The organism is Alkalihalobacterium alkalinitrilicum (assembly GCF_002019605.1).
Classification (GTDB): Bacteria; Bacillota; Bacilli; order Bacillales; family Bacillaceae_F; genus Alkalihalobacterium; species Alkalihalobacterium alkalinitrilicum.
Genome location: NZ_KV917368.1, coordinates 4,393,340 through 4,414,106 on the forward strand (window position 1 = coordinate 4,393,340; position 20,767 = coordinate 4,414,106).

A 20,767-nucleotide genomic window follows, 5' to 3' on the forward strand; every position below is an offset into this window, starting at 1 on the left:
TTTCTAATATAATATTTTTACTAGTTTATTAAGGAGGAGAAACATGAGGGATAATAACAAAGGGATTATTTATCGTTCTCTAGATGGGATAGAACGTGTCGGTAATAAACTTCCACATCCAGTAACATTATTTGTGATATTCGCTTTTATTGTTATATTACTATCAGGAATTTTCTCGGCTTTTGGTCTTTCTGTCGAGCACCCGACGAATGAAGGGGAAGTATTAGAAGTTAAAAACCTAATGAGTGCAGAAGGAATTAAATATATGTTTACGAGTGCGGTTGCTAACTTCACAGGTTTTGCACCGTTAGGTACGGTACTTGTGACGATGTTAGGGATTGGTATTGCGGAACGGTCGGGGTTAATTAGTGCAGCGTTACGTGCTCTAGTTACATCGGTTCCGAAACAACTAATTACTGCAGCGCTTGTATTCGGTGGTATTATGTCTAGTATGGCAGCAGATGCAGGTTATGTGGTGTTAACACCATTAGGGGCTGTTCTTTTTGCTGGATTAGGAAGACATCCTTTAGCTGGTCTTGCTGCAGCGTTTGCTGGTGTGTCAGCTGGCTTTAGTGCGAATTTATTATTAACATCATTAGATCCGTTATTAGGTGGATTAACGCAAGAGGCCGCTGCTGTGTTAAACCCTGAGTATGCAGCTGCGATGAACTACGCGATGAACTGGTATTTCATGATTGCGAGTGTATTCGTACTAACGATCGTTGGTACAATTGTAACTGATAAAATTGTTGAACCACGTTTAGGGAAATACAAAGGTGGAGTGACAGAAACCGTAAACGGAATTTCGACTGTTGAAAAGCAAGGGTTAATTGGAGCCTTGCTTGCATTTATCGTAACAGGAGCAGCGATCGCTTTATTAATTGCTCCAGAGTGGGGTCCGTTACGTGGTGAAAATGGAGAAGTGATCAACTCACCATTCTTTTCATCACTAGTGCCGATAATTTTAATCATGTTCTTTATTCCTGGTTTTGTTTATGGAAAAGTTACAAAATCCATTCAATCGGATAAAGACGTAGCTGACCAACTTTCAGATACAATGGCTACGATGGGGGCTTATATTGTGTTAGCTTTTGCTGCTGCGCAATTTGTAGCTTATTTTAACGAAACAAATCTAGGTTTAATTTTAGCGATTTCAGGTGCTGAATTTTTAGAAACGACTGGATTTACAGGATTACCTTTACTCATAACTTTTATTGTTGTAGCAGGATTTATTAACTTGTTTATCGGAAGTGCCTCAGCGAAATGGGCGATTATGGCGCCAGTATTCGTACCGATGATGATGAATCTTGGTTATTCACCAGAATTAACACAGTTGGCTTATCGTATTGCTGACTCGACAACAAATGTAATTTCACCACTTATGCCTTACTTTGCGATCGTGATTGCATTTGCGCAAAAATACGATAAGAAGATTGGGATTGGAACGTTAATTTCCACGATGCTCCCTTATTCGATTGTATTTTCGATCGTTTGGATCATTATGCTAATTGTTTGGATGTTCTTTGGAATTGATTTAGGACCAGGTTCTCCAATTCATTATCAACCGTAATTTATCCCACAACAACTGGCAGTAATAGCTAAATGAACACAGACTAAATGCGCTACGTCCTGTGGCACCGTCTGTGTGACCCACATCGTGTGGGCCTCAACTAACCATCAGTGGGGGAAGAGGGAAACCATCACTGATGGAAGTTTCACTTTATAAATACAGTGTCTAAGTGCGAGCTAGTTTGCAAATAGTAACTATAGACAGAAATACTTACTGACATAAAAATGTATTTTAGTCATAAGTGTGCGGAGGGTAAATCGTGGCACGAGATAAAAAGAAAATCATTATTAATGCTGCAACCAAGTCGTTCTCTTTATACGGATATAAAGCAACAACAATGGATCATGTAGCAAAAATCGCTAAAGTTGGAAAAGCGACCATTTATACTTTTTTTTCAACAAAGGAAGAGTTATTTCAAGAAATTATTGATGATCTAGCTAGAGAAATGAAGGAAGTTGCTTTGGAAGAAATCGATCGCAACCAACCTTTCTCGAGAAATTTACACCAGTCGTTAATTCGAATTCTTGATTATCGCGAAAAACATTCTTTAACAATAAAGCTTTATCAAGAAGTAAAAGAGTTTGGGACACCAGCTTGCATCGATGCGCTTGCTCGACTAGAAGAAGAAATTATTGCGTTTATCGAAAAAGAAGTACACTATGCGTTAGATAAAGGTGAACTGAAAGCATGTGACCCTAAAATAACAGCTTTTATTATCTTAAAAATGTATATCTCCCTTGCCCATGTTTGGGGAGTGAAGCACGATCGATTATCGAAAGAAGATATTGCGAATTTATTTAATTTATATTTAATGGATGGATTAGCGAAATAGCTGACGAAAGACTTTCTCTGAGGAGAAAGTCTTTTTTTGGGGGGGGGGTTAGAAAGCTTACCTATTAAATGATGAAAGTACAAATAAAAATTTGAAAATATTCACAAAAAGAGATCTTGTAGAAAGTTTATAGTTCGATTATAATCGAACTATAAATAATTCGATAGGAGTCGAACTGAATGAAAGTGACAGTCAAATTTCATCCGATCTTTGAATTTTTAATAAGTCTTTATGTGTTTTCAGATAAAGGAGCACATAAGAAGATGGATTTAGGGGTTAATTGGGTCAACGCAATTAAACCAGTCTTAAGTGATGATTTTTTACATGTAGTGTCTAATAAAGAAACGCGTACAAAGCTAGCGGTCATTCAGTATTACTTATTGTCTCAGAAGGTTAATGAAAACGAGAGTATTCTGCAACTGTTAACACAAATAGAGGAGGAAGAAACGAAAAACCTGATCAAGCCCGCTTACGAGTGTACAGAATTTAAAGAGCAAATACCTCCAGATGTAAAAGATGTTATTCCACTTTTAATAGAATGGTACAACACGTATTTTACAACGATAGATGAGAAAATCTTCAATAACTTAAGAGAAAGTGTACAAAGCGCAAAAAAAGCCTTAAAGAAAAAAACGGTTAGCCAAGTAGTAGAGGAATTAACAAACGGTATTATTCCACCAAAAGAAAGCAGCAGAGAAATTGTGTTAATTCCACAGTATCATTATTCACCTACCGTTTTACATGACAAGACGGTAAGTCAGCGCATTTATTTTTATCCTGTCGATGCCATGCCGAACGCTGCTGGTAGTCCTTCCATTTTACTAATGAGAAAGTTACGGGCGTTAACGGATGAAAACCGCTTAAAAATTTTAAAATATCTAGCAAAAGGTGACCGAACATTTTCGGATATCCAAAAGCATATCGGTTTAGCTAAAAGTACCGTCCACCACCATTTAATTGTGCTTCGTTCTGCAGGCTTACTAAGCTTAGTAGTATATGAAAGTCAACCAGACCAATATCGGTTTAGAGAAGATGGATATACAGGTTTAGAAAACTTATTAACCGATTTTATTACGTGATAAAGGGAAGGCGAAAAGAATGGGAGATTTATTAAAAAATCGTGCATTTTCCGCAGTTTGGTTAGCTCAAGCATCTTCGGCACTCGGGGGAACATTTGCTACATTTATTATCTCGTGGCTTGTTTACGAATTATCAGGCTCAAAAATGGCGATGGGAAGTATATGGATTACGTTTATGGTTCCGTCTTTATTGACGACGTTGTTAGCAGGACCATACTTAGATCGCTTTGATCGCAAGAAAATTATGATCTTATCAGAATGGGTTCGTGCAGGAGTTTTTTTAGTCCCGCTCATATTATATCCACTAGGATTACTTAATGTATGGCATTTGTATGTAGTGGCAGCCATTATGGGAATAGCAGAACCGTTATTTCGCCCAACGAGTATGGCTTATGTTGCACAAATTTTACCGAAAGATCGCTTGTTAAAAGGAAACTCTTTCTTAGAGGGGACAATGCAGTTAATGATGTTAATTGGACCAGCGCTTGGTGGGTTACTCATGTCTGTTCTAGGCATTGTACCTGTTTTGGCATTTTTAGTAACCTGTATGGCCGTATCTGGTTTCGTCCTATTATTCATACCTAGTTCGAAAAAGAGAGTCGCTAGCAAGAAGAAAGAAACGTGGTTTGTTCAATTTAAGGCAGGACTTAAATTTTATCGGTTGTATCCTGTATTGTTCTGGATAGGAATTTTATTAATGGTCTCTAATTTTAGTTCGGGTGCAGCGATGCCGATGTTTCTTCCATTTGTCCTTGATCATCTCGGTGGTAATGAGTTTCAGTATGGTTTGTTTATGTCCGCTTTTCCGTTAGGAATGTTACTAGGTTCTCTTGTGACGGGCACTTTTGAACAACCGAAAAACCTTCGTAGAGTGATGTTAGGTAGTCTATGGATGGGTGGGGCGTTACTTGCTCTGCTAGGATGGGTACCGACGTATTGGTTGGCACTCATTGTTGTGATGTTCTCTGGTTTTTTCGCGATGGTTTTTACAATTAATAACACAACGTTTTACCAAAAACGAGTTCCTGATGAAATTCGTGGCCGCGTGTTTGCGGTACGTACGTTGCTCGCCCAGTCAGGCATGCCATTAGGGGCAGCATTCGGTGGTTTTTTTGCAGAAATGTGGAGTCTAACCGCATTGTTTACGCTTCTTGGTATTCTATCAATGATTACGATTACGATTGCTTGGTTCCAGAAAGTATTCTATCATCTCAATGATGAAGTTGCCGATGATGATCAAGTACCACTTCAAGTGGCCGTTCCTAAATAAAGTTAGGAAGAACCCCTCAGTTGGTGATAAGATCCAACTGAGGGGTTTGTATGTTATCTCGTTTTTTCATGGGCTTTGATGTTTTGTAAAGTAGCATTGATTTCTCCACCAATGACTAGAATAAGCCCACTTAAGAAAAACCAAAACATCAGTATGATCACCCCACCCAAACTACCGTAAGTGGCAGAGTAATTAGCAAAATTCGTAACATATATAGAAAACCCAAGAGAAATAAGCTGCCATGAAATGGTTGCAAAAATAGCACCGTAAACGACATCCTTAAAAGCAAGTTTTCGATTGGGTGCAATCATATACAGTAACATTAAAACGACGGTCATAATGACAATCCCAATGACCCAGCGAAGTCTGTTCCACAAAATAAAGGACTGATATGGGATGTGGAAAATGGCGTCTATTGCTTCGAGTATTAACTTCCCGAAGATAGGTAAGATGAGTGTAACAATAAATACAATAACTAAACCGAACATAAGTAGGATCGACAAAAGTCGAACAACAATAAAAGATCGAGTTTCATCGATATTATGAGCTTTGTTAAGCGCACGGATTAAAGCGTTAATCCCGTTGGAAGCTGACCAGATTGTCGCAATGATCCCGAAAGAGAGCAAGCCTCCTTTAGGCTCTACTACAAGTGCTAAAATGGTCGTAATAAATAAATCAGCAAGCTCAAATGGCACATAATCTTCAACGAACTCATAAACCTGTGAAACATCAAGAGGTAAATATGGAAGAAGCGCTAAAATAAAAATTAATAACGGAAAAATAGAAAGTAGAAAATAAAAAGCAAGCTGTGCGGCCCAATCTTGAATCGGGTCTTTTTTAAATTGCTCATATAATTCTGCAAAAAATAAAAGAGGTGGTACGCGATTTGGCATAGCGCTCATCCTTTTCTTTAATAACAAGATCAAGTAACTTTCATTCTGTAGAAATTCCACAGCATAAGAAGGAATCCTTCCCTTACTATAAATCCCCCAAAACAGAACGAATAAACATTACACGGACTATTATCTCTTAAGCACAGATTAGGCTTTAACACTTCCAGTAAAAGGGAGGATTATCGTCTAAGGCACAGATTAGGTTTAAACACTTCCAATAAAAGGAAATATTGTAGACTAAAGCACAGATTAGGCTTAAAAGCTACCAATAAAAAGGGGGTAATGACTTCTAAAAAGTAGTTTGGGAACAGATATTGTCAGTAAAAGGAGGATACCCCTATTAAAATTCCAGTTTGAATCTTCAGACTCGTTATAAAAAAAATCGCTAAGGCCAATTCACTCCCTAGCGATTTTTTTCTGTTAATTTTAAGCTGACAAATGGGTTTCTTTATCTTCTTTCCTTTTCCCTTCACGTGCAACAGCTATCCATAAAAAGACGCCACTAAGAACGAGTAGGAAGCCAGAAATATAAAAAACCATTGCGATCCCAAAAGATGCAGCGACTACGCCACCCATCACGGGTCCAACGACATTCCCTAAAAATCGAAAACTGACATTATACCCTAATACTTCACCTTGTACAGATAGTGGTGCAAGGTGTCTAATATAAGCTGTCATGCAAGGAAGCAAGCCGCCTATTTGCAGTCCGAATAAAAAGCGTAAAATTATTAATTGCCAAAGCTCTGTGACAAGTGCTTGAGGAATAAAAAATAAAGCCGATAAAAACAATAAAATAATAAGGATTTTTCCGTGTCCAAGTCGATCTCCTAAATCGCCCCATTTTCGAGTAGCTAGAAGATTTCCTAATCCTGTTACAGAAAAAGCGAAACCAGCAAGAAATGCAAGATTTTCGGTTCGCGTTAACTCGTGTACGTAAAGAGCTAATAAGGGTTGAATACTAAAGTTAGCCGCTTGTATAACGAGAGAAATCATCATGACCGACATTAGTATTGGACTTTTAATAATATGCATCACAACTTCTTTTCTCGTATAGACTTTCTTTTCAGCATTCGTTTCTTTAAATACAACTTCTTTAATACCGAAGGCAACGAGAATAGAAGCAAAAATAATCACGACACCTGTAATTGTAAAAGTGTATTGAAACCCAACCGTATCCGCTAATACTCCACCTAATAGAGGTCCACATAATCCACCACTAACCGTTCCAGTTTGAAGCGTTCCAAGCGTTCGGCCTGCTGTTTCTTTTTTACATTGGGCTGAAATTAAAGCAGCAGAGGTTGGGATAAAGCCAGTGACAAACCCCATAAATGCTCTAAGTATGAATAGTTCAGTTACCGAGGATACAAACCCCATTAATAGGACGCTAATCCCAATTCCTGCCGAAGTAAAAACTAATATCTTTTTACGACCGTATTTATCGCCAAATCTACCCCAGATCGGTGAAACCAAAAAGGCAACGAGAAACGTTAAACCAAACACGTAACCTGCCCATTGCTGAACGTAAGCTTCTGAAAAATCTCCTAACGTCTTAATGTACAATGACAAAAATGGTAACACCATCGTAGCACTAGCAGCAACTAGAAAGTTCGCAAACCACATAATGACAATATTCTTTTTTTCTATCGTCAAGGTACACACCTTCTTGTTGAAATTTATTTCGTTACTCTAAATATTATAAAGGAATTGACAGAAATATGAAAGGGAAATGTGTTGGGCTCTTTTGAAATTCGTACTATAATAAGGATAATGGACTGTTGGAGGGGAAGTAAATTGGAGAAAAAGTACCAAACAAAAGAAGGAAAAACGATCTGGGTTATCTTGATTTTTTTAACGGTCATAAACTTATTTATGTTTAACGAACGAGTTCTATTTTTGCCTTATATTGCTTTCGTTATTTTTGTGTGTGCAATGTTTTTATCGTATGAATTTAAAATAAATGAGAAGACATTATCCTACCAAATTAATTTATTTGGTTTAGCTCTCATCAAGAAAGAAGCAAGTGCAAGTGAAATTAAAGAGATGTACTTCGTTAGATTAAGAGATGTTCCGACCGTATTGATTAAACCACATAAAGGCATGCGCTGGAAATTAACTAAATTTACACCAAGTACGTACGATCAAGATTTATATGATTTTGCAACCGAACATCATATTAAATGCACTAAATTAAATGGCTATGAACCAGGAATGACTGAACAGTCGAGATAAAAAACTAACTGCAGGTCCACTAGAAGTCGAGCTTAATTCTTTCATTTTAACTGTAGCATTGAGATACTGAAATAAGACATTTGTTTGAATTCTGTGTAATTTTCAGAATTTATTAGACAAAAGCTTGTCTTTTCACGTATACTTGTTGGAAAATGAAATTTTGTATAGGAGTGAGCATCTATGCCATCAGTAGAAAGTTTTGAACTTGACCATACCATTGTAAAAGCTCCATTTGTCCGTCATTGTGGAACACATAAGATTGGAACTGACGGGGTTGTGAATAAATTTGATATTCGTTTTTGTCAGCCGAATAAACAGGCAATGAGACCTGAAGCTATTCATACATTAGAACATTTACTCGCTTTAAATATTCGTCGCTTTGCGGAGGACCAAGATCATTACGACATCATTGATCTTTCACCAATGGGATGTCAAACAGGGTTTTATTTAATTGTTAGTGGAGAACCAACAATTGAAGATATGATCGATGTTCTTGATAAAACGATGAATTATTCAGTCGAACTAAAAGAAGTTCCAGCAGCGAATGAAAAACAATGCGGACAAGCGAAGCTCCACGATCTTGAAGGAGCAAAAAAGTTGATGAACCACTGGCTCTCTCATGATAAGGACTTTTTAAAAGAAGTATTCTAGACGATACAAAATGAAAGAGTAATAAGTTCCAATCACAAGCAAAAACGCATGGATTTTCAGAGCGGATATCCATGCGTTTTTTTGTACATTATGAGACGGACTGCAATTCTTTTATTTCACTAAAAAAGTGGATTCAAAGGGAGGGCTGACTAGGGATCTTTTATTGTGGTATAGGAGAGGTGTTTTTTAATCAATTCAATGGCAACCTACCACTTAAAGTGGTTTGGGCTCACTTTCATTCGCTTTAGTAATTATTTCTTCGATATCTAAAGTAATTGAAGGTAGAGTGGATGCTTTTAGTACTGTCTTCATAAGGTGGAGTGCTTCTTCGTTAACCATTGGGTCATTTGAGGCGACACAGTCTGAAGGCACGTATAATACAAAATCCCGCATATATGCATCATTGGCTGTAAATTGTACACACATATTTCCAGCAACACCCGTAATCATTAGGGTGTTTACTTTTAGGTACTGCAATAATAAATCTAGTGGCGTAGAGTAAAAACCAGAAAACTTAGGTTTCAAGACGAAATAATCGTCATCGTCTGGTAATAAAAGCTCCGTTATCTCTTTGCCAAGAACGCCATCATGTAAACAATGGTCGATAAGATGGCGAAAATCAGATTGCCACTTACCATAATTATCGTTTACATAAATAATGGGGACCTTTTGCTTTTTAGCAGCAGCTTTTAATTTAGCAATTTTTTTAGCGGCTGGTAAGGCGTGCGCAAACAGTTTTTTCCCGTCATCAAATTCAAAGTCATTAATCATATCAATAATGAGTAGGGCAACACTTTTATTATCGGGAACAAATTCGTGTAAGTCTTCATTTATAATCGGCATAAAAAAACCTCCTTAAAAACAAGTCATGTCTTGCATGATTTTAACATATTGAAGAAACGTGTAAAAATTAGAAAAAATTTGGTCTGAAATTTTAAAAGAGCAAGACCATTTCATTAGACTAATATGATATTATTAACGAAATAAAAGTACACATGTAGCTATTAGACAGGAAGGGGAGTATTGGAGTGAATAGTAAAGAAATAGAAGTTCTTCAAATTATTGAAGAAAACGGACGCGTTAGTTTAAATACTCTAGCGAAAATGGTGGAGTTAAGTGAAGAACAAGTTGAGGGGATTTTGAAAAAGTTAGAGAAAGAGAAGGTCATTTTAAGTTATTCTGCAGTCATTGACTGGAGTAAAGTATATGACCAGGAAAATGTAACAGCGATGATTGACGTCAAAGTCACACCACAACGCGGGGTTGGTTTTGATGATATTGCCAAACGAATTTATCGTTTCCCTGAAGTGAAGGCTCTTTATTTAATGTCTGGAGCATATGATTTATCGGTCGTTATTGAAGGAAAAAGCATGTCGCAAATTGCACGCTTCGTATCAGATAAATTATCGACGCTCGATTCTGTTATTTCGACGACAACTCATTTTCAATTAAAAAAATATAAGCATGATGGGGTTGTGTTCGAAGATGGAGAAGAAGACCGTAGAATCGTGGTGACTCCGTAATGGTCCAATCAACTAAAGTAAACCGTCGTTTGTCTAAATCTGTTCAATCCATTCAACCATCAGGAATTCGCCGTTTCTTTGATTTGGCGTCGACAATGGATAATATTATTTCTCTCGGGGTCGGTGAACCTGATTTTGTTACCCCTTGGAATGTACGAGAAGCTGCGTTTTCTTCGTTAGAAAGAGGATTTACAGCGTATACAGCCAATGCAGGCCTCCTTGAATTAAGAGAAGAGATATCGAAATATATGAGTCAGCAATTTGCCCTGCCTTATAGTCCAGATAGTGAAGTTCTCGTAACGGTTGGTGCAAGTGAGGCGATTGATCTTGCCATTCGTGCCCTCGTCGACCCAGGTGATGAAGTAATAGTCGTTGAGCCGACTTTTGTATCGTATGCTCCAATTGTTTCTCTCGCTGGAGGCGTTCCAGTGTCAGTAGGTACAAAGAAAGAAGATGAGTTCAAAGTAACACCTGCTCAATTAGAAGCAGCGATTACACCAAAGACAAAGTTAGTTATGATTTGTTTCCCTAATAATCCAACAGGGGCTGTAATGACAAAGGAAGAGCTAGAACTCATTTCTCATGTTATTAAGAAGCATGACTTACTTGTGTTATCTGATGAAATTTATGCGGAGCTTTCTTATGAAACGAGTCATTATTCCATCGCTCGTTTACCAGATATGCGTGATCGTACCGTTGTCATTTCTGGTTTTTCAAAAGCATTTGCCATGACTGGGTGGCGTCTAGGTTTCACCCTTGCTCCAGAAGACATTACAGCAGCGATGTTAAAAATTCACCAGTATACGATGATGTGTGCATCTACACCTGCTCAGTATGGGGCGCTCGAAGCACTACAAAATGGCTTAGCCGATGTGAAAAAAATGGTTCAAAGCTACAATCAGCGTCGTAACTTTATTGTTAAATCATATGCTGAAATTGGCTTACCTTGTCATACGCCTGGTGGTGCATTTTATGCGTTTCCATCCATTAAAAATACGGGATATGACTCTGGGGAATTTGCAGAAAAACTACTTCTCGAAGAGCGGGTTGCGGTTGTACCTGGAGATGTTTTTGGTGAAGGTGGAGAAGGTCATATTCGCTGTTCGTATGCAACATCGATGGAAAATCTTGAAGAATCAGTTCGCCGTATCGGAAGATTTTTAGAAAAGCATACACGCTAAAATTTATGAAATTAAAGAGGTTTCCTGTTTAGCTTCATAAAGATGACTAAGCTAGTGTAGAAAAGGATCCTGTTTCTTATCGTAAATTAAAATATAATATTTTAAATGGCTATCAAATTGAAGGTTAATTTGATAGCCATTTTTTGTTAGTACTTCATATTGGTAGGAGTTTTTTTTTTGTTAGAAGGACGATAATTTCGTTATTTTTATCTAAACTAAGAAATGGCACGCAATAATTTAACAAAAAAAAGACAAAGCGGTTACGCCTTGTCTTAAAAGGGGGAATACTATATGGTAGTAAACAGTTATTCCCTTTCTTGCAAAGGTTTATACTAGTGAATAAAATAAATTGAGGTGTAATTGATGAATACATTTGAAAAAATAAAAATAGAGCAACCGCTCATCCATTGCATGACGAATGTGGTTGTGACTAATTTTACTGCTAATGGGTTACTTGCGATTGGGGCATCACCCGTAATGGCTTATGCAAAAGAAGAAGTAGCTGACTTGGCTAAAATCGCTGGAGCATTATTACTAAACATTGGGACCCTCAACCAAGAACAAGTGGAAGCGATGATTATGGCAGGAAAAGCAGCTAATGAAGCTGGCGTCCCTGTGATCCTTGATCCAGTAGGAGCTGGGGCAACGTCTTATCGAACAGAAACGACGATGCGTATTCTAAATGAAGTTAATGTCACGGTTCTTCGAGGAAACGGTGGAGAAATTGCGGCATTACTCGGCGAAAGTGGTATCATAAAGGGTGTTGATGGTTCAACCTCGTTACCGAAGGACATGTTGGCAAAAAAAGCGAGTCGATTATTTCAGACAATAACAGTCATTACTGGTGAAGTCGATGTAGTAACAGATGGATCGCAAACATATGAAATTTCAAATGGACATTTCTGGATGACGAAAGTCGTAGGGACAGGCTGCTTACTAGGTGCTGTATTAGGTGCATTTCTTGCGATGAAACCAGACGAACCAATTGAAGCGTTAGCGGAAGGGTTAGCTTTTTATGGAATCGCAGGAGAGATCGCATACGAATACTCACAAAAACAGGGAATTGCTACATACCAGGAATCATTTTTAAATGTATTACATCAAATGACTGTCGAACAATATGAACAATACAAAAAGCTTGCAATTATAGAATAGAGGGATAATGATGAGTCAAACGTTTTCACAATTAGGCGTTTCTGATACTTTCGTAAAAGCACTAACAGAGCAAGGAATTGAAACTCCTACAAAAATCCAAGAACAAGGAATTCCAGAAATTTTAGCAGGTAAAAATGCAGTGTTACATTCGCAAACAGGGAGTGGAAAGACATTAGCTTTCGTGCTTCCCTTACTTGAAAAACTCGATGAAACAAAAAAAGAACTTCAAGTACTAATTATTGCACCTACACAAGAGTTAGCGATGCAAATTTTTCAAGAAGTAAAAGAGTTAACAAAAGAAACGTCGTTCGCAGTAGAAGCATTAATCGGTAGTGGCAACATCAAACGGCAGCTTGAAAAATTAAAAAAAGTAAAGCCACAGCTTGTTGTTGGAACGCCGAGAAGGATCCTTGAATTAGCAGAAACAAAATTAAAACTTCATCATCTAGTAGCCATTGTATTTGATGAAGCGGATCGACAAATTTTAGATAGAAAAAGTAATGAAGACTATGTACAATTAGAGCGGAAAATGCCAGGGAATTGTCAATTTATCTATGCTTCGGCTACAGCTACACCAGAACTCATTAACCGGTTATCGCAAAAGGTGAAAGACCCAGTTTTCCTTTCTGTAAATCAGGGAATAGTAAAAAATAAGATCGAACATCTTTTTATTGTCGGAGATCGAAGGCAGCAAATTGATCATTTAAGAGGGATTATCCGTAATCTAAATATTACCAGAGGGATGATCTTTGTAAACAGCTTAGAACGAGTGAAGGAAACAGTGGAAAAGTTAACGTATCACGGTATGAAAGTAGGGGCCCTTTCGAGTGAGCAAGATAAATTCCAACGGGCTGATGTTATGCAGAAATTTAGTAATGGAGATCTCCATATCTTAGTCGCTTCAGATGTTGCTGCACGCGGTATTGATATTCAAAATGTAACGCATGTCATTAACTTGCAGCTTACGGAAGAAAAAGATGGGTATTTACACCGAGCGGGAAGAACAGGGCGAATGGGCAAGGAAGGGACCGTCATCTCTTTAATTACGCGTCATGAGATCAATAAATTAAAGAAGTGGGCAGATGCATTTGAAATAGAGCTCCACGAAAAGCAATATCAGTATGGGAAGTTAACAGACCGCAATTTTAATGAAATAGACAATAAAAGTAGCAATAAACAAGTTAATGAAAAGGATGTAAAGAGTGCCGCTAAAAAGTAATTTTTTTGATTTAATGCAAGAGTTGTGTTAGACTAAGAAGGTTAAAAAATATTTAGGAGTTGTATTTGTATGGTAGCCAATTTAGAAGTAGGTAGCATTGTAGAAGGAAAAGTAACGGGTGTTAAAGCATTTGGTGCATTCGTAGCATTAGATGAAAAAACACAAGGGCTCGTTCACATTTCTGAAGTAGCTCACGGTTTCGTTAAGGATATTAATGAAGTTTTATCAGTGGGAGATGAGGTGAAAGTAAAGGTTTTAACAATCGATGAGAACACGAAGAAGATTTCTTTATCTATTCGTGCAACTCAACCAGCACCAGAGCGTCCAGAAAGAAAAGAACGTCCACAAGGAGCACGTCCACAAGGAGCACGTCCACAAGGTGGCGGCAGAAAACAAGAAAAACAAAACACGACTCAAGGATTCAACACGCTTGAAGATAAGCTAAAAGATTGGTTAAAGCAATCAAATGAAATTCAAGCAGAATTAAACAAACGCTCAAAGCGCTAATAGGAAAGAAAAGGAGAGACCTGATACGGAAACAGGTCTCTCCTTTTCTTTTTCGAAATATAGATAGGTATTTATTCAATATTAACGCTCAGGCTGAGGACTTCTTTCCAGCTCTTCATCAGGCTTAAAGAGAATGGAAATACAATAAAGTCCAGCTAAACCAACAAGTGCATAAATGAAGCGAGAAAAACCAGCTGCCTGACCACCAAAGATTGCAGCTACTAGGTCAAATCGGAAGAAACCAATCAAGCCCCAGTTGATGGCCCCTATGATCGCCAATACTAACGCTGTACGCTGAATGCCACTCATAACATCCACCTCCATTAATTAAATTAGCACTGATAAAGATAGTGCTCTTTGTTTAGAATGAGGTAAATTGCGAAGAAATATGCATTATACGCAGTTCTAAAAAATTTGACGAAAAATTAATCCGTTGTTTAAAAGGAATCTGCTAGTAAATATCAAATAAGTATCAAATAATATCAGATGCAGTCTCATTAGTTGCAACTCAGCATGAACTTGATAATAATTAGGGTGAAAGGGGAGTTGAATACATGCAATCATTTGCGTTTGTAAATCCAACGAAGTTAATTTTTGGAAAAGGTCAATTAGAACAACTTAGTAAAGAAGTGAGAAGATACGGAAATCGTGTTCTCCTTGTGTATGGTGGAGGTAGTATTAAACGGAACGGCATTTATGACAATGTTTTAAGCGAACTTGAAAAAATTAATGCGCATGTTGCTGAATTGTCAGGAGTAGAGCCTAATCCACGACTAACTACGGTTCAAAAAGGTATTGATTTGTGTCGTGAAGAAAACATTGACTTCATTTTAGCTGTAGGTGGAGGAAGTGTAATTGACGCAGCGAAAGCGATTGCTGTTGGAGCTGAGTTTGATGGGGAGATATGGGATGTTATTACGAGAAAAGCACGTCCGACTGGTGCATTACCGTTAGGAACTGTTTTAACATTAGCTGCAACAGGATCTGAAATGAATGCTAATTCTGTTATCACTCATTGGGAAAAAAATCAGAAAGTTGGCTGGTCAAGTCCGTTTTCTTTCCCGAAATTTTCAATCTTGGATCCTGTTCATACGTTTTCTGTGCCAAAAGATCAAACGATTTATGGAATTGTCGATATGATGAGTCATGTGCTTGAAGCCTATTTCCACAAAGCATCAAATACACCTTTACAAGATCGAATTTGTGAGTCGATTCTCACAACGGTAATGGAAGTAGGTCCCAAACTAGTCGAGGAATTAGAAAATTATGATTACCGAGAAACGATCCTTTATTGCGGTACAATGGCGTTAAATGGTATTACACAAATGGGGGCACGTGGAGACTGGGGAACGCATAATATCGAGCATGCCGTTTCTGCTGTATATGACATTCCGCATGGTGGTGGACTTGCGATTATTTTTCCACACTGGATTAAATATGCCATGTCAGAAAACTTAGAGCGTCACGTTCAGTTAGCTACACGCGTATTTGGTGTTGAACCTGAAGGAAAGACAAATGAAGAAATTGCATTAGAGGGAATCGAACAACTAGCTCAGTTCTGGAATAGCATTGGTGCGCCGTCGCGATTAGCTGATTATGACATTGATAATAGCCGTATTGAGGAAATGGCAAGTATTGCTACTGTTTTTGGAGATTATGGTAATTATAAGAAATTAAATAAAGAAGATACAGAGAAAATATTAACTGCTGCATTGTAAAAATGAGCATGTCTCCTTCACATAAAGGAAAAGATAAAAAAGAAAAATAGGGTGGAGAATTTGTTTAGGAGGATCACAATGAAAACCATACGCTTTGATTATTCAAAAGCACTTCCATTTTTTGAGCAACATGAAATCGATTATTTAAGTGGGGCAGTTGAAACGGCCCATCAGCAATTACATAATGGATCTGGAGCAGGCAGTGATTACATCGGATGGGTTGACCTTCCGGTAAATTATGATAAAGAAGAGTTTTCACGGATTCAGAAATCTGCAGCGAAAATTAAATCTGATTCGGATGTTCTCTTGGTTATAGGAATTGGTGGGTCCTACTTAGGTGCTCGAGCTGCTCTTGAAGCACTACAACATTCATTTTATAACATATTAGAAAAAGACAAACGTCAGGCTCCTCAAGTATTCTTTGTTGGAAACAACATTAGTTCTACGTATGTGAAAGATCTATTGACTGTCATCGAAGGAAAAGATGTTTCCATTAATGTAATCTCTAAATCAGGAACGACTACAGAACCAGCGATAGCTTTCCGAATCTTCCGTGACTATTTAGAGAAGAAATACGGAAAAGAAGAAGCGAAATCTCGTATTTATGCTACAACTGATAAAGCTAAAGGTGCGTTAAAAACGGTGGCTACAGAAGAGGGATATGAATCATTTGTTATCCCTGATGATGTGGGCGGTCGGTTTTCCGTACTTACTGCGGTAGGGCTTCTTCCACTGGCAGCTGCAGGTATTGATATTGAAGCAATGATGAAAGGGGCACAAGATGCGCGCGAAGCATACAGTAGTCCTAAGCTTGCAGAAAACGAAGCGTATCAATATGCCGCTGTTCGTAATGTTCTTTACAACAAAGGTAAAACGATTGAGTTAATGGTGAACTATGAGCCATCTCTTCAATATGTTTCAGAATGGTGGAAACAATTGTATGGTGAAAGTGAAGGAAAAGATCAAAAAGGAATTTTTCCTGCGTCTGTTAACTTCTCAACCGATTTACACTCGATGGGACAATACGTTCAGGATGGCCGCCGTGATTTATTTGAAACGATCATTAATGTAGAGAAAGTCCGAGAAGAGCTAACCATTGAGGAAGCGGCAAATGATCTTGATGGCTTAAACTATTTAGCTGGTGAAACGATTGATTTTGTTAATAAAAAAGCGTTTCAAGGAACGATGCTTGCCCATACCGATGGTGGTGTACCGAATTTAATATTAAATCTCCCCGAGATGAATGCATATTACTTTGGCTATATGGTCTACTTTTTCGAAAAAGCTTGTGCGATTAGTGGCTACCTTTTAGGTGTAAATCCATTTGATCAACCAGGGGTTGAGGCGTATAAGAAGAATATGTTTGCGCTCCTCGGAAAACCAGGATTTGAAAAAGAAAAAGCAGAACTTGAAAAGCGTCTATAACTGAATGATTTTAAGTAAGATAATGCCCTGCTACTCGTTTGAGTTGGTAGGGCATTTTTAATGTAAAACGGGGTAAGCTAATAGTAATAACGTGATGTGGAAAGGGTGAAGCAGGATGATTGAATTAAATTCTGCCATAGAAAATAAACAATTCAAGCTTCAACACTTAGAAGAAAAGTTGAAACCGCTTGGCTATATTATTGGTGGGAACTGGGATTATGATCATGGCTATTTTGACTATAAGATCGATGCTGACGAAGATAAATACTTATACTTAAGAGTTCCGTTTAAAGCAGTAGATGGGGAGATTGACCAAAAAGGTGTCAAAGTAGAGCTAGGTAAACCTTTTTTACTTAACCATGATTACAAAGACGATCTCGACGACAATGTAATGGAGTACAATTCGTTAATGAATCAATTTGCAGAGCCAGAACAAAAAGATGCACCATTTCCGAAAGAAATGGTCGCAACTGGTCAAAGTTTAATTCAAGAGCTTGAAGCCACACTACTGTATTTTCCTCAGTAGACGGTTTCAAAAGGCGAACACAACTATTAATCAAACGTTTAATTAAGAAAGTTTTAGGTTAGAAAAGCCTTTCAGACCTAAAACGAACGCAGTATCTAAAACCACTACTGATTAAATGTAGTGGTTTTAGATGAGGACACGCCGATGATGTTAAATAAGTATACTTATCATTAAGGCCACAGTTATGGAATTCAGCTATTTTTTATCTATCGCCTTCGCATCTTGCATTACTTCTTCTAACACATCCATTTCGACCATTTGTTCAGCAATTTCCTTATTCTTCTTTTCTTTATGTGGCTGTTGGTCGTGATTGTTTCTCGCCGCTTGTTTATTCCAATCACTCATTTTATATTCACCTCCGACACTAGTTTTTGAATATCGACTTATATTATTCGTTCAGTAGAAAATAAACGCCTATCTTTGTCCCGCACTTTGGCAATTGTGGTTTAGCAATAAGATATTAAGATGTCATAATTTACTATATATTTAAAAAACTATATATATTAAACTAGTAAAATATACATGCTATCGACTCTTAATCCTTTTATGGATATAGTGAAATTAGAACGATCTGGGATTTAAAAAGAGATAATACAAATAGGGAGTGGTATTATGGAGTGTTTCACCAATAAACAAGAAGAAATGCTAGAGTTAATTGAGCAGCTTGTGAACATAGATAGTGGCTCTTACTTAAAAGAAGGTGTCGATAAAGTCGGAGCGATATTAAAAGCAAAATATGAGGAACTCGGATTTCATGTTGAGGTCGTCGAGCAAGAAGAGCTTGGAAACCATCTAGTGATTAACCATAAAGATGCGTTCGATCCTAAAATTTTAATAGTGGCTCACTTAGATACAGTTTTTCCAGAAGGAACAGCAAGCGAACGTCCATATACGGTCGAGGGGGATTTTGCATACGGTCCAGGTGTCATTGACATGAAAGCTAGTCAAGTTTCAGTTCTGTATGCGATGAAGGCTTTAATTGAGTTGAACGATGATGCATACAAGAATGTTGAAATTGTCTTAAATAGTGATGAAGAAATCGGTTCACCGACTTCAAGAATATTGATTGAAGAAAAGTCCATTGGAAAAAAGTATGCCTTGATTATGGAACCTGCACGAAAGGATGGTTCGCTAGTGTCCGCTCGACGAGGTAAGGGATCCTATACGATTAATGTGAAAGGAAGAGCAGCTCATTCTGGAATTGAGCCAGAAAAAGGCAGAAGTGCAATTGAAGAATTAGCTTATAAAATTGTAAAGTTACATGAATTGAATGACCATGCTAACGGAATTTCAGTTAATGTCGGATTAATCGAAGGTGGCGACTCGATTAACACAGTATCTCCTAGTGCTGTCGGGCATGTCGACGTACGCATTTCATCACTAGACCAAGCAGAAGAAATTGAACATAAAATACAAGAAGTATGTTCAACGACAGATGTGTATGGAACTGAAATTGAATTATCAGGATACATTGATCGTCCACCTATGGTAAAAAATGAGCAAACGAAAGAGCTTTTATACGTAATTCAACAAGTCGGTCATGAAATGGGATTAGAAGTAACAGATACTAAAACAGGCGGTGGCTCAGATGCATCATTTACTTCGGCACAAGGAGTCGCTACCATTGATGGATTAGGTCCAGTCGGTGGTAACCCACACAGTGACAGAGAATACTTAGAAATACCTACTTTAACTGAACGGTCCGAATTGCTTATGAAGACGATTCAAAGAATTTCATGAATTAGCTTCGAAACCATTTTGACCGATTTATGCACGGTCTAATTTCTTCCTTCAAACAAATAAATAATGATTTTGTATGCCTATCATACTGATTTTTTGGTGAATTTAGGTTAGAACTAAAGGAAAGACCTATCAGCTATACAGGTCTTACGGTCCAATTTTTGTGAAAGAAAATAGTCAGTGATTGTTTGTATGAAAAAATAATGCTATGATTCTTAAGGCTACATAAATATTGTCGAATTATAGCGTGAATCGTTGCCCATAGACGTAGGTTTACTATAAAAGTGAAGGAGGGATTTATAATGACGTTATTAATCATATTGCTGTTCTTAGCGAGTGCTGGTTTGTTTGTCTATTCTTTTTTTGCTAAAGACTATCAATCTGAAGTTACGAATCAAGTAAGCAACGTTCAAATTAATTTGATGCGGGAAATTAATGAAATTAAAGATAAAATGAAAGACGAAACGGAAGGAAGAGTGAAACGTGGATAAGCATACTGCACGAGGATTGTCGATGGGATTTTTTATCACAGGTATCGTTTTGTTACTGTTTAAGTCAGTGCTTGCCCCTGCGCAAACGACAGCTGAAGAACCTGTAATGAGTCAAGAAACAATTGAAGTATTTTTAAAAGCAAATAACCTTATGGTCATTTCCGAAGAAGATTATGAAGCTATGAAAAATGGACAAGCAGATGAAAGTGCAACGGCTGAACAGCCTACCGAAGAAAAAAAAGAGAGCGAAAGTAAGGTAGAAGAAAAAGAAGAAGAAAAGCAAGAAGAGAAGAAAGAGGAAGAGAAAAAAGAAGATGACAAGCCAGTCAAGCATAAAATAAAAATTACTTCTGGCATGGTAAGTCCTGATGTAGCCAAAATGCTGAAGGAAAAAGGACTTATAAAAGACGAAGCCAAATTCGTTCGAGCGGTTGAATCAAAGAATGCAGCCAAATATGTCCAAATTGGGGAACACGAGTTAACTACAGGTATGAGCCATAATGAAATTATACAAGTGATCACTAAAGGTAGGGCTCAATAAAGTGAATACAAAAAAACTAGCATTGGAAGTTGAACTCCAATGCTAGTTTTTTTGTGAATATCATTATTATTTTCATCGAACTAATGAACGTTAATTAACCTTAAATAATTGTACTTCCTCTCACTGTCCGACTTTCATTTAATTTTTTTCATTTTTATAGGAAAACAGGAAAACATAATATAGATGTGTTGTCTTTTTAAACTCAAACATTTATAAT

22 protein-coding genes are annotated in these 20,767 nt (G+C 37.5%); 17 read left to right on the top strand and 5 right to left on the bottom strand.

The window, feature by feature from the left end:
* Positions 1-43: 43 nt before the first annotated feature.
* The 4 genes from BK574_RS21280 to BK574_RS21295 all read left to right on the top strand — a co-directional run bounded on the left by BK574_RS21280 (position 44) and on the right by BK574_RS21295 (position 4,751).
* Positions 44-1,570: an AbgT family transporter gene (locus BK574_RS21280; RefSeq protein ID WP_075387877.1), complete on the top strand. Its 1,527-nt coding sequence runs from the start codon at positions 44-46 to the stop codon at positions 1,568-1,570.
* Between the two features lie 259 nt (positions 1,571-1,829).
* Complete coding sequence (locus BK574_RS21285) at positions 1,830-2,402, top strand: TetR/AcrR family transcriptional regulator (RefSeq protein WP_078430012.1); 573 nt, start codon at positions 1,830-1,832, stop codon at positions 2,400-2,402.
* 179 nt (positions 2,403-2,581) lie between these two features.
* Positions 2,582-3,481 (top strand): ArsR/SmtB family transcription factor, encoded by a 900-nt coding sequence (locus BK574_RS21290; protein ID WP_078430013.1) that lies wholly within the window; start codon positions 2,582-2,584, stop codon positions 3,479-3,481.
* A 19-nt stretch (positions 3,482-3,500) separates the two neighbouring features.
* Positions 3,501-4,751: an MFS transporter gene (locus tag BK574_RS21295; protein ID WP_078430014.1), complete on the top strand. Its 1,251-nt coding sequence runs from the start codon at positions 3,501-3,503 to the stop codon at positions 4,749-4,751.
* Positions 4,752-4,804: 53 nt separating this feature from the next.
* On the opposite strand, the gene BK574_RS21300 is transcribed toward BK574_RS21295, so the two are convergent.
* Complete coding sequence (locus tag BK574_RS21300) at positions 4,805-5,644, bottom strand: YihY/virulence factor BrkB family protein (protein WP_078430015.1); 840 nt, start codon at positions 5,642-5,644, stop codon at positions 4,805-4,807.
* Positions 5,645-6,070: 426 nt separating this feature from the next.
* On the bottom strand, positions 6,071-7,264 hold the full coding sequence (locus BK574_RS21305; protein ID WP_142248092.1) for an MFS transporter: 1,194 nt from the start codon (positions 7,262-7,264) through the stop codon (positions 6,071-6,073).
* Positions 7,265-7,435: 171 nt separating this feature from the next.
* On the opposite strand from BK574_RS21305, the gene BK574_RS21310 reads away from it, so the two are divergent.
* Both BK574_RS21310 and BK574_RS21315 read left to right on the top strand, forming a co-directional pair.
* The gene (locus BK574_RS21310) at positions 7,436-7,873 is read left to right on the top strand and encodes a hypothetical protein (RefSeq protein WP_078430016.1); all 438 of its coding nucleotides are present in this window, start codon (positions 7,436-7,438) and stop codon (positions 7,871-7,873) included.
* Positions 7,874-8,053: 180 nt separating this feature from the next.
* Positions 8,054-8,524, top strand: coding sequence for an S-ribosylhomocysteine lyase (locus BK574_RS21315; protein WP_075387883.1), 471 nt, complete (start codon positions 8,054-8,056; stop codon positions 8,522-8,524).
* A gap of 213 nt (positions 8,525-8,737) precedes the next feature.
* On the opposite strand, the gene BK574_RS21320 is transcribed toward BK574_RS21315, so the two are convergent.
* Complete coding sequence (locus BK574_RS21320; protein ID WP_078430017.1) at positions 8,738-9,367, bottom strand: cysteine hydrolase family protein; 630 nt, start codon at positions 9,365-9,367, stop codon at positions 8,738-8,740.
* A gap of 179 nt (positions 9,368-9,546) precedes the next feature.
* Here BK574_RS21320 and BK574_RS21325 point away from each other — a divergent pair, with 179 nt between their 5' ends.
* The 5 genes from BK574_RS21325 (at position 9,547) to yugI (ending at position 14,109) form a co-directional block, all read left to right on the top strand.
* The gene (locus BK574_RS21325) at positions 9,547-10,047 is read left to right on the top strand and encodes an Lrp/AsnC family transcriptional regulator (RefSeq protein WP_078430018.1); all 501 of its coding nucleotides are present in this window, start codon (positions 9,547-9,549) and stop codon (positions 10,045-10,047) included.
* Positions 10,047-11,228: an aminotransferase gene (locus tag BK574_RS21330; protein ID WP_075387886.1), complete on the top strand. Its 1,182-nt coding sequence runs from the start codon at positions 10,047-10,049 to the stop codon at positions 11,226-11,228. Before BK574_RS21325 ends, BK574_RS21330 begins: the two co-directional genes overlap by 1 nt.
* Before the next feature lie 363 nt (positions 11,229-11,591).
* Entirely contained in the window at positions 11,592-12,383 is a 792-nt protein-coding gene (thiM, locus tag BK574_RS21335) for a hydroxyethylthiazole kinase (protein ID WP_078430019.1), read from the top strand.
* 10 nt (positions 12,384-12,393) lie between these two features.
* Complete coding sequence (locus BK574_RS21340; RefSeq protein WP_218970606.1) at positions 12,394-13,602, top strand: DEAD/DEAH box helicase; 1,209 nt, start codon at positions 12,394-12,396, stop codon at positions 13,600-13,602.
* A gap of 69 nt (positions 13,603-13,671) precedes the next feature.
* Entirely contained in the window at positions 13,672-14,109 is a 438-nt protein-coding gene (gene yugI, locus BK574_RS21345; RefSeq protein ID WP_075387889.1) for a S1 domain-containing post-transcriptional regulator GSP13, read from the top strand.
* An 81-nt stretch (positions 14,110-14,190) separates the two neighbouring features.
* Here yugI and BK574_RS21350 read toward each other — a convergent pair whose 3' ends face one another.
* Positions 14,191-14,418 (bottom strand): DUF378 domain-containing protein, encoded by a 228-nt coding sequence (locus BK574_RS21350; RefSeq protein WP_075387890.1) that lies wholly within the window; start codon positions 14,416-14,418, stop codon positions 14,191-14,193.
* Positions 14,419-14,663: 245 nt separating this feature from the next.
* On the opposite strand from BK574_RS21350, the gene BK574_RS21355 reads away from it, so the two are divergent.
* From BK574_RS21355 to BK574_RS21365, 3 genes are all read left to right on the top strand, one after another.
* Positions 14,664-15,827 (top strand): iron-containing alcohol dehydrogenase, encoded by a 1,164-nt coding sequence (locus tag BK574_RS21355; RefSeq protein ID WP_078430021.1) that lies wholly within the window; start codon positions 14,664-14,666, stop codon positions 15,825-15,827.
* 78 nt (positions 15,828-15,905) lie between these two features.
* Positions 15,906-17,252: a glucose-6-phosphate isomerase gene (locus tag BK574_RS21360; RefSeq protein WP_078430022.1), complete on the top strand. Its 1,347-nt coding sequence runs from the start codon at positions 15,906-15,908 to the stop codon at positions 17,250-17,252.
* A 115-nt stretch (positions 17,253-17,367) separates the two neighbouring features.
* Positions 17,368-17,778, top strand: coding sequence for a YugN-like family protein (locus tag BK574_RS21365; protein ID WP_075387893.1), 411 nt, complete (start codon positions 17,368-17,370; stop codon positions 17,776-17,778).
* Positions 17,779-17,973: 195 nt separating this feature from the next.
* Here the strand turns inward: BK574_RS21365 and BK574_RS27685 are convergent, their stop codons facing one another.
* Positions 17,974-18,123 (bottom strand): hypothetical protein, encoded by a 150-nt coding sequence (locus BK574_RS27685; protein WP_158211714.1) that lies wholly within the window; start codon positions 18,121-18,123, stop codon positions 17,974-17,976.
* Positions 18,124-18,390: 267 nt separating this feature from the next.
* Here BK574_RS27685 and BK574_RS21370 point away from each other — a divergent pair, with 267 nt between their 5' ends.
* The 3 genes from BK574_RS21370 (at position 18,391) to BK574_RS21380 (ending at position 20,550) form a co-directional block, all read left to right on the top strand.
* The gene (locus BK574_RS21370; RefSeq protein ID WP_078430023.1) at positions 18,391-19,518 is read left to right on the top strand and encodes a M20 family metallopeptidase; all 1,128 of its coding nucleotides are present in this window, start codon (positions 18,391-18,393) and stop codon (positions 19,516-19,518) included.
* A gap of 302 nt (positions 19,519-19,820) precedes the next feature.
* The gene (locus BK574_RS21375; protein ID WP_078430024.1) at positions 19,821-20,009 is read left to right on the top strand and encodes a hypothetical protein; all 189 of its coding nucleotides are present in this window, start codon (positions 19,821-19,823) and stop codon (positions 20,007-20,009) included.
* Positions 20,002-20,550 (top strand): endolytic transglycosylase MltG, encoded by a 549-nt coding sequence (locus BK574_RS21380; protein WP_078430025.1) that lies wholly within the window; start codon positions 20,002-20,004, stop codon positions 20,548-20,550. Before BK574_RS21375 ends, BK574_RS21380 begins: the two co-directional genes overlap by 8 nt.
* Positions 20,551-20,767: the final 217 nt, after the last annotated feature.

What these genes read in the sequence shown, in the direction of transcription:
- BK574_RS21315 (WP_075387883.1), top strand. Translation starts at nt 8,054, where the DNA reads ATGCCATCAGTAGAAAGTTTTGAACTTGACCATACCATTGTAAAAGCT.
- BK574_RS21290 (WP_078430013.1), top strand. Translation starts at nt 2,582, where the DNA reads ATGAAAGTGACAGTCAAATTTCATCCGATCTTTGAATTTTTAATAAGT.
- BK574_RS21295 (WP_078430014.1), top strand. Translation starts at nt 3,501, where the DNA reads ATGGGAGATTTATTAAAAAATCGTGCATTTTCCGCAGTTTGGTTAGCT.
- BK574_RS21355 (WP_078430021.1), top strand. Translation starts at nt 14,664, where the DNA reads ATGCAATCATTTGCGTTTGTAAATCCAACGAAGTTAATTTTTGGAAAA.
- BK574_RS21375 (WP_078430024.1), top strand. Translation starts at nt 19,821, where the DNA reads ATGACGTTATTAATCATATTGCTGTTCTTAGCGAGTGCTGGTTTGTTT.
- BK574_RS21365 (WP_075387893.1), top strand. Translation starts at nt 17,368, where the DNA reads ATGATTGAATTAAATTCTGCCATAGAAAATAAACAATTCAAGCTTCAA.
- BK574_RS27685 (WP_158211714.1), bottom strand. Translation starts at nt 18,123, where the DNA reads ATGAGTGATTGGAATAAACAAGCGGCGAGAAACAATCACGACCAACAG.
- BK574_RS21360 (WP_078430022.1), top strand. Translation starts at nt 15,906, where the DNA reads ATGAAAACCATACGCTTTGATTATTCAAAAGCACTTCCATTTTTTGAG.
- BK574_RS21330 (WP_075387886.1), top strand. Translation starts at nt 10,047, where the DNA reads ATGGTCCAATCAACTAAAGTAAACCGTCGTTTGTCTAAATCTGTTCAA.
- BK574_RS21305 (WP_142248092.1), bottom strand. Translation starts at nt 7,264, where the DNA reads ATGTGGTTTGCGAACTTTCTAGTTGCTGCTAGTGCTACGATGGTGTTA.
- BK574_RS21370 (WP_078430023.1), top strand. Translation starts at nt 18,391, where the DNA reads ATGGAGTGTTTCACCAATAAACAAGAAGAAATGCTAGAGTTAATTGAG.
- yugI (WP_075387889.1), top strand. Translation starts at nt 13,672, where the DNA reads ATGGTAGCCAATTTAGAAGTAGGTAGCATTGTAGAAGGAAAAGTAACG.
- BK574_RS21340 (WP_218970606.1), top strand. Translation starts at nt 12,394, where the DNA reads ATGAGTCAAACGTTTTCACAATTAGGCGTTTCTGATACTTTCGTAAAA.
- BK574_RS21280 (WP_075387877.1), top strand. Translation starts at nt 44, where the DNA reads ATGAGGGATAATAACAAAGGGATTATTTATCGTTCTCTAGATGGGATA.
- thiM (WP_078430019.1), top strand. Translation starts at nt 11,592, where the DNA reads ATGAATACATTTGAAAAAATAAAAATAGAGCAACCGCTCATCCATTGC.
- BK574_RS21320 (WP_078430017.1), bottom strand. Translation starts at nt 9,367, where the DNA reads ATGCCGATTATAAATGAAGACTTACACGAATTTGTTCCCGATAATAAA.
- BK574_RS21350 (WP_075387890.1), bottom strand. Translation starts at nt 14,418, where the DNA reads ATGAGTGGCATTCAGCGTACAGCGTTAGTATTGGCGATCATAGGGGCC.
- BK574_RS21300 (WP_078430015.1), bottom strand. Translation starts at nt 5,644, where the DNA reads ATGCCAAATCGCGTACCACCTCTTTTATTTTTTGCAGAATTATATGAG.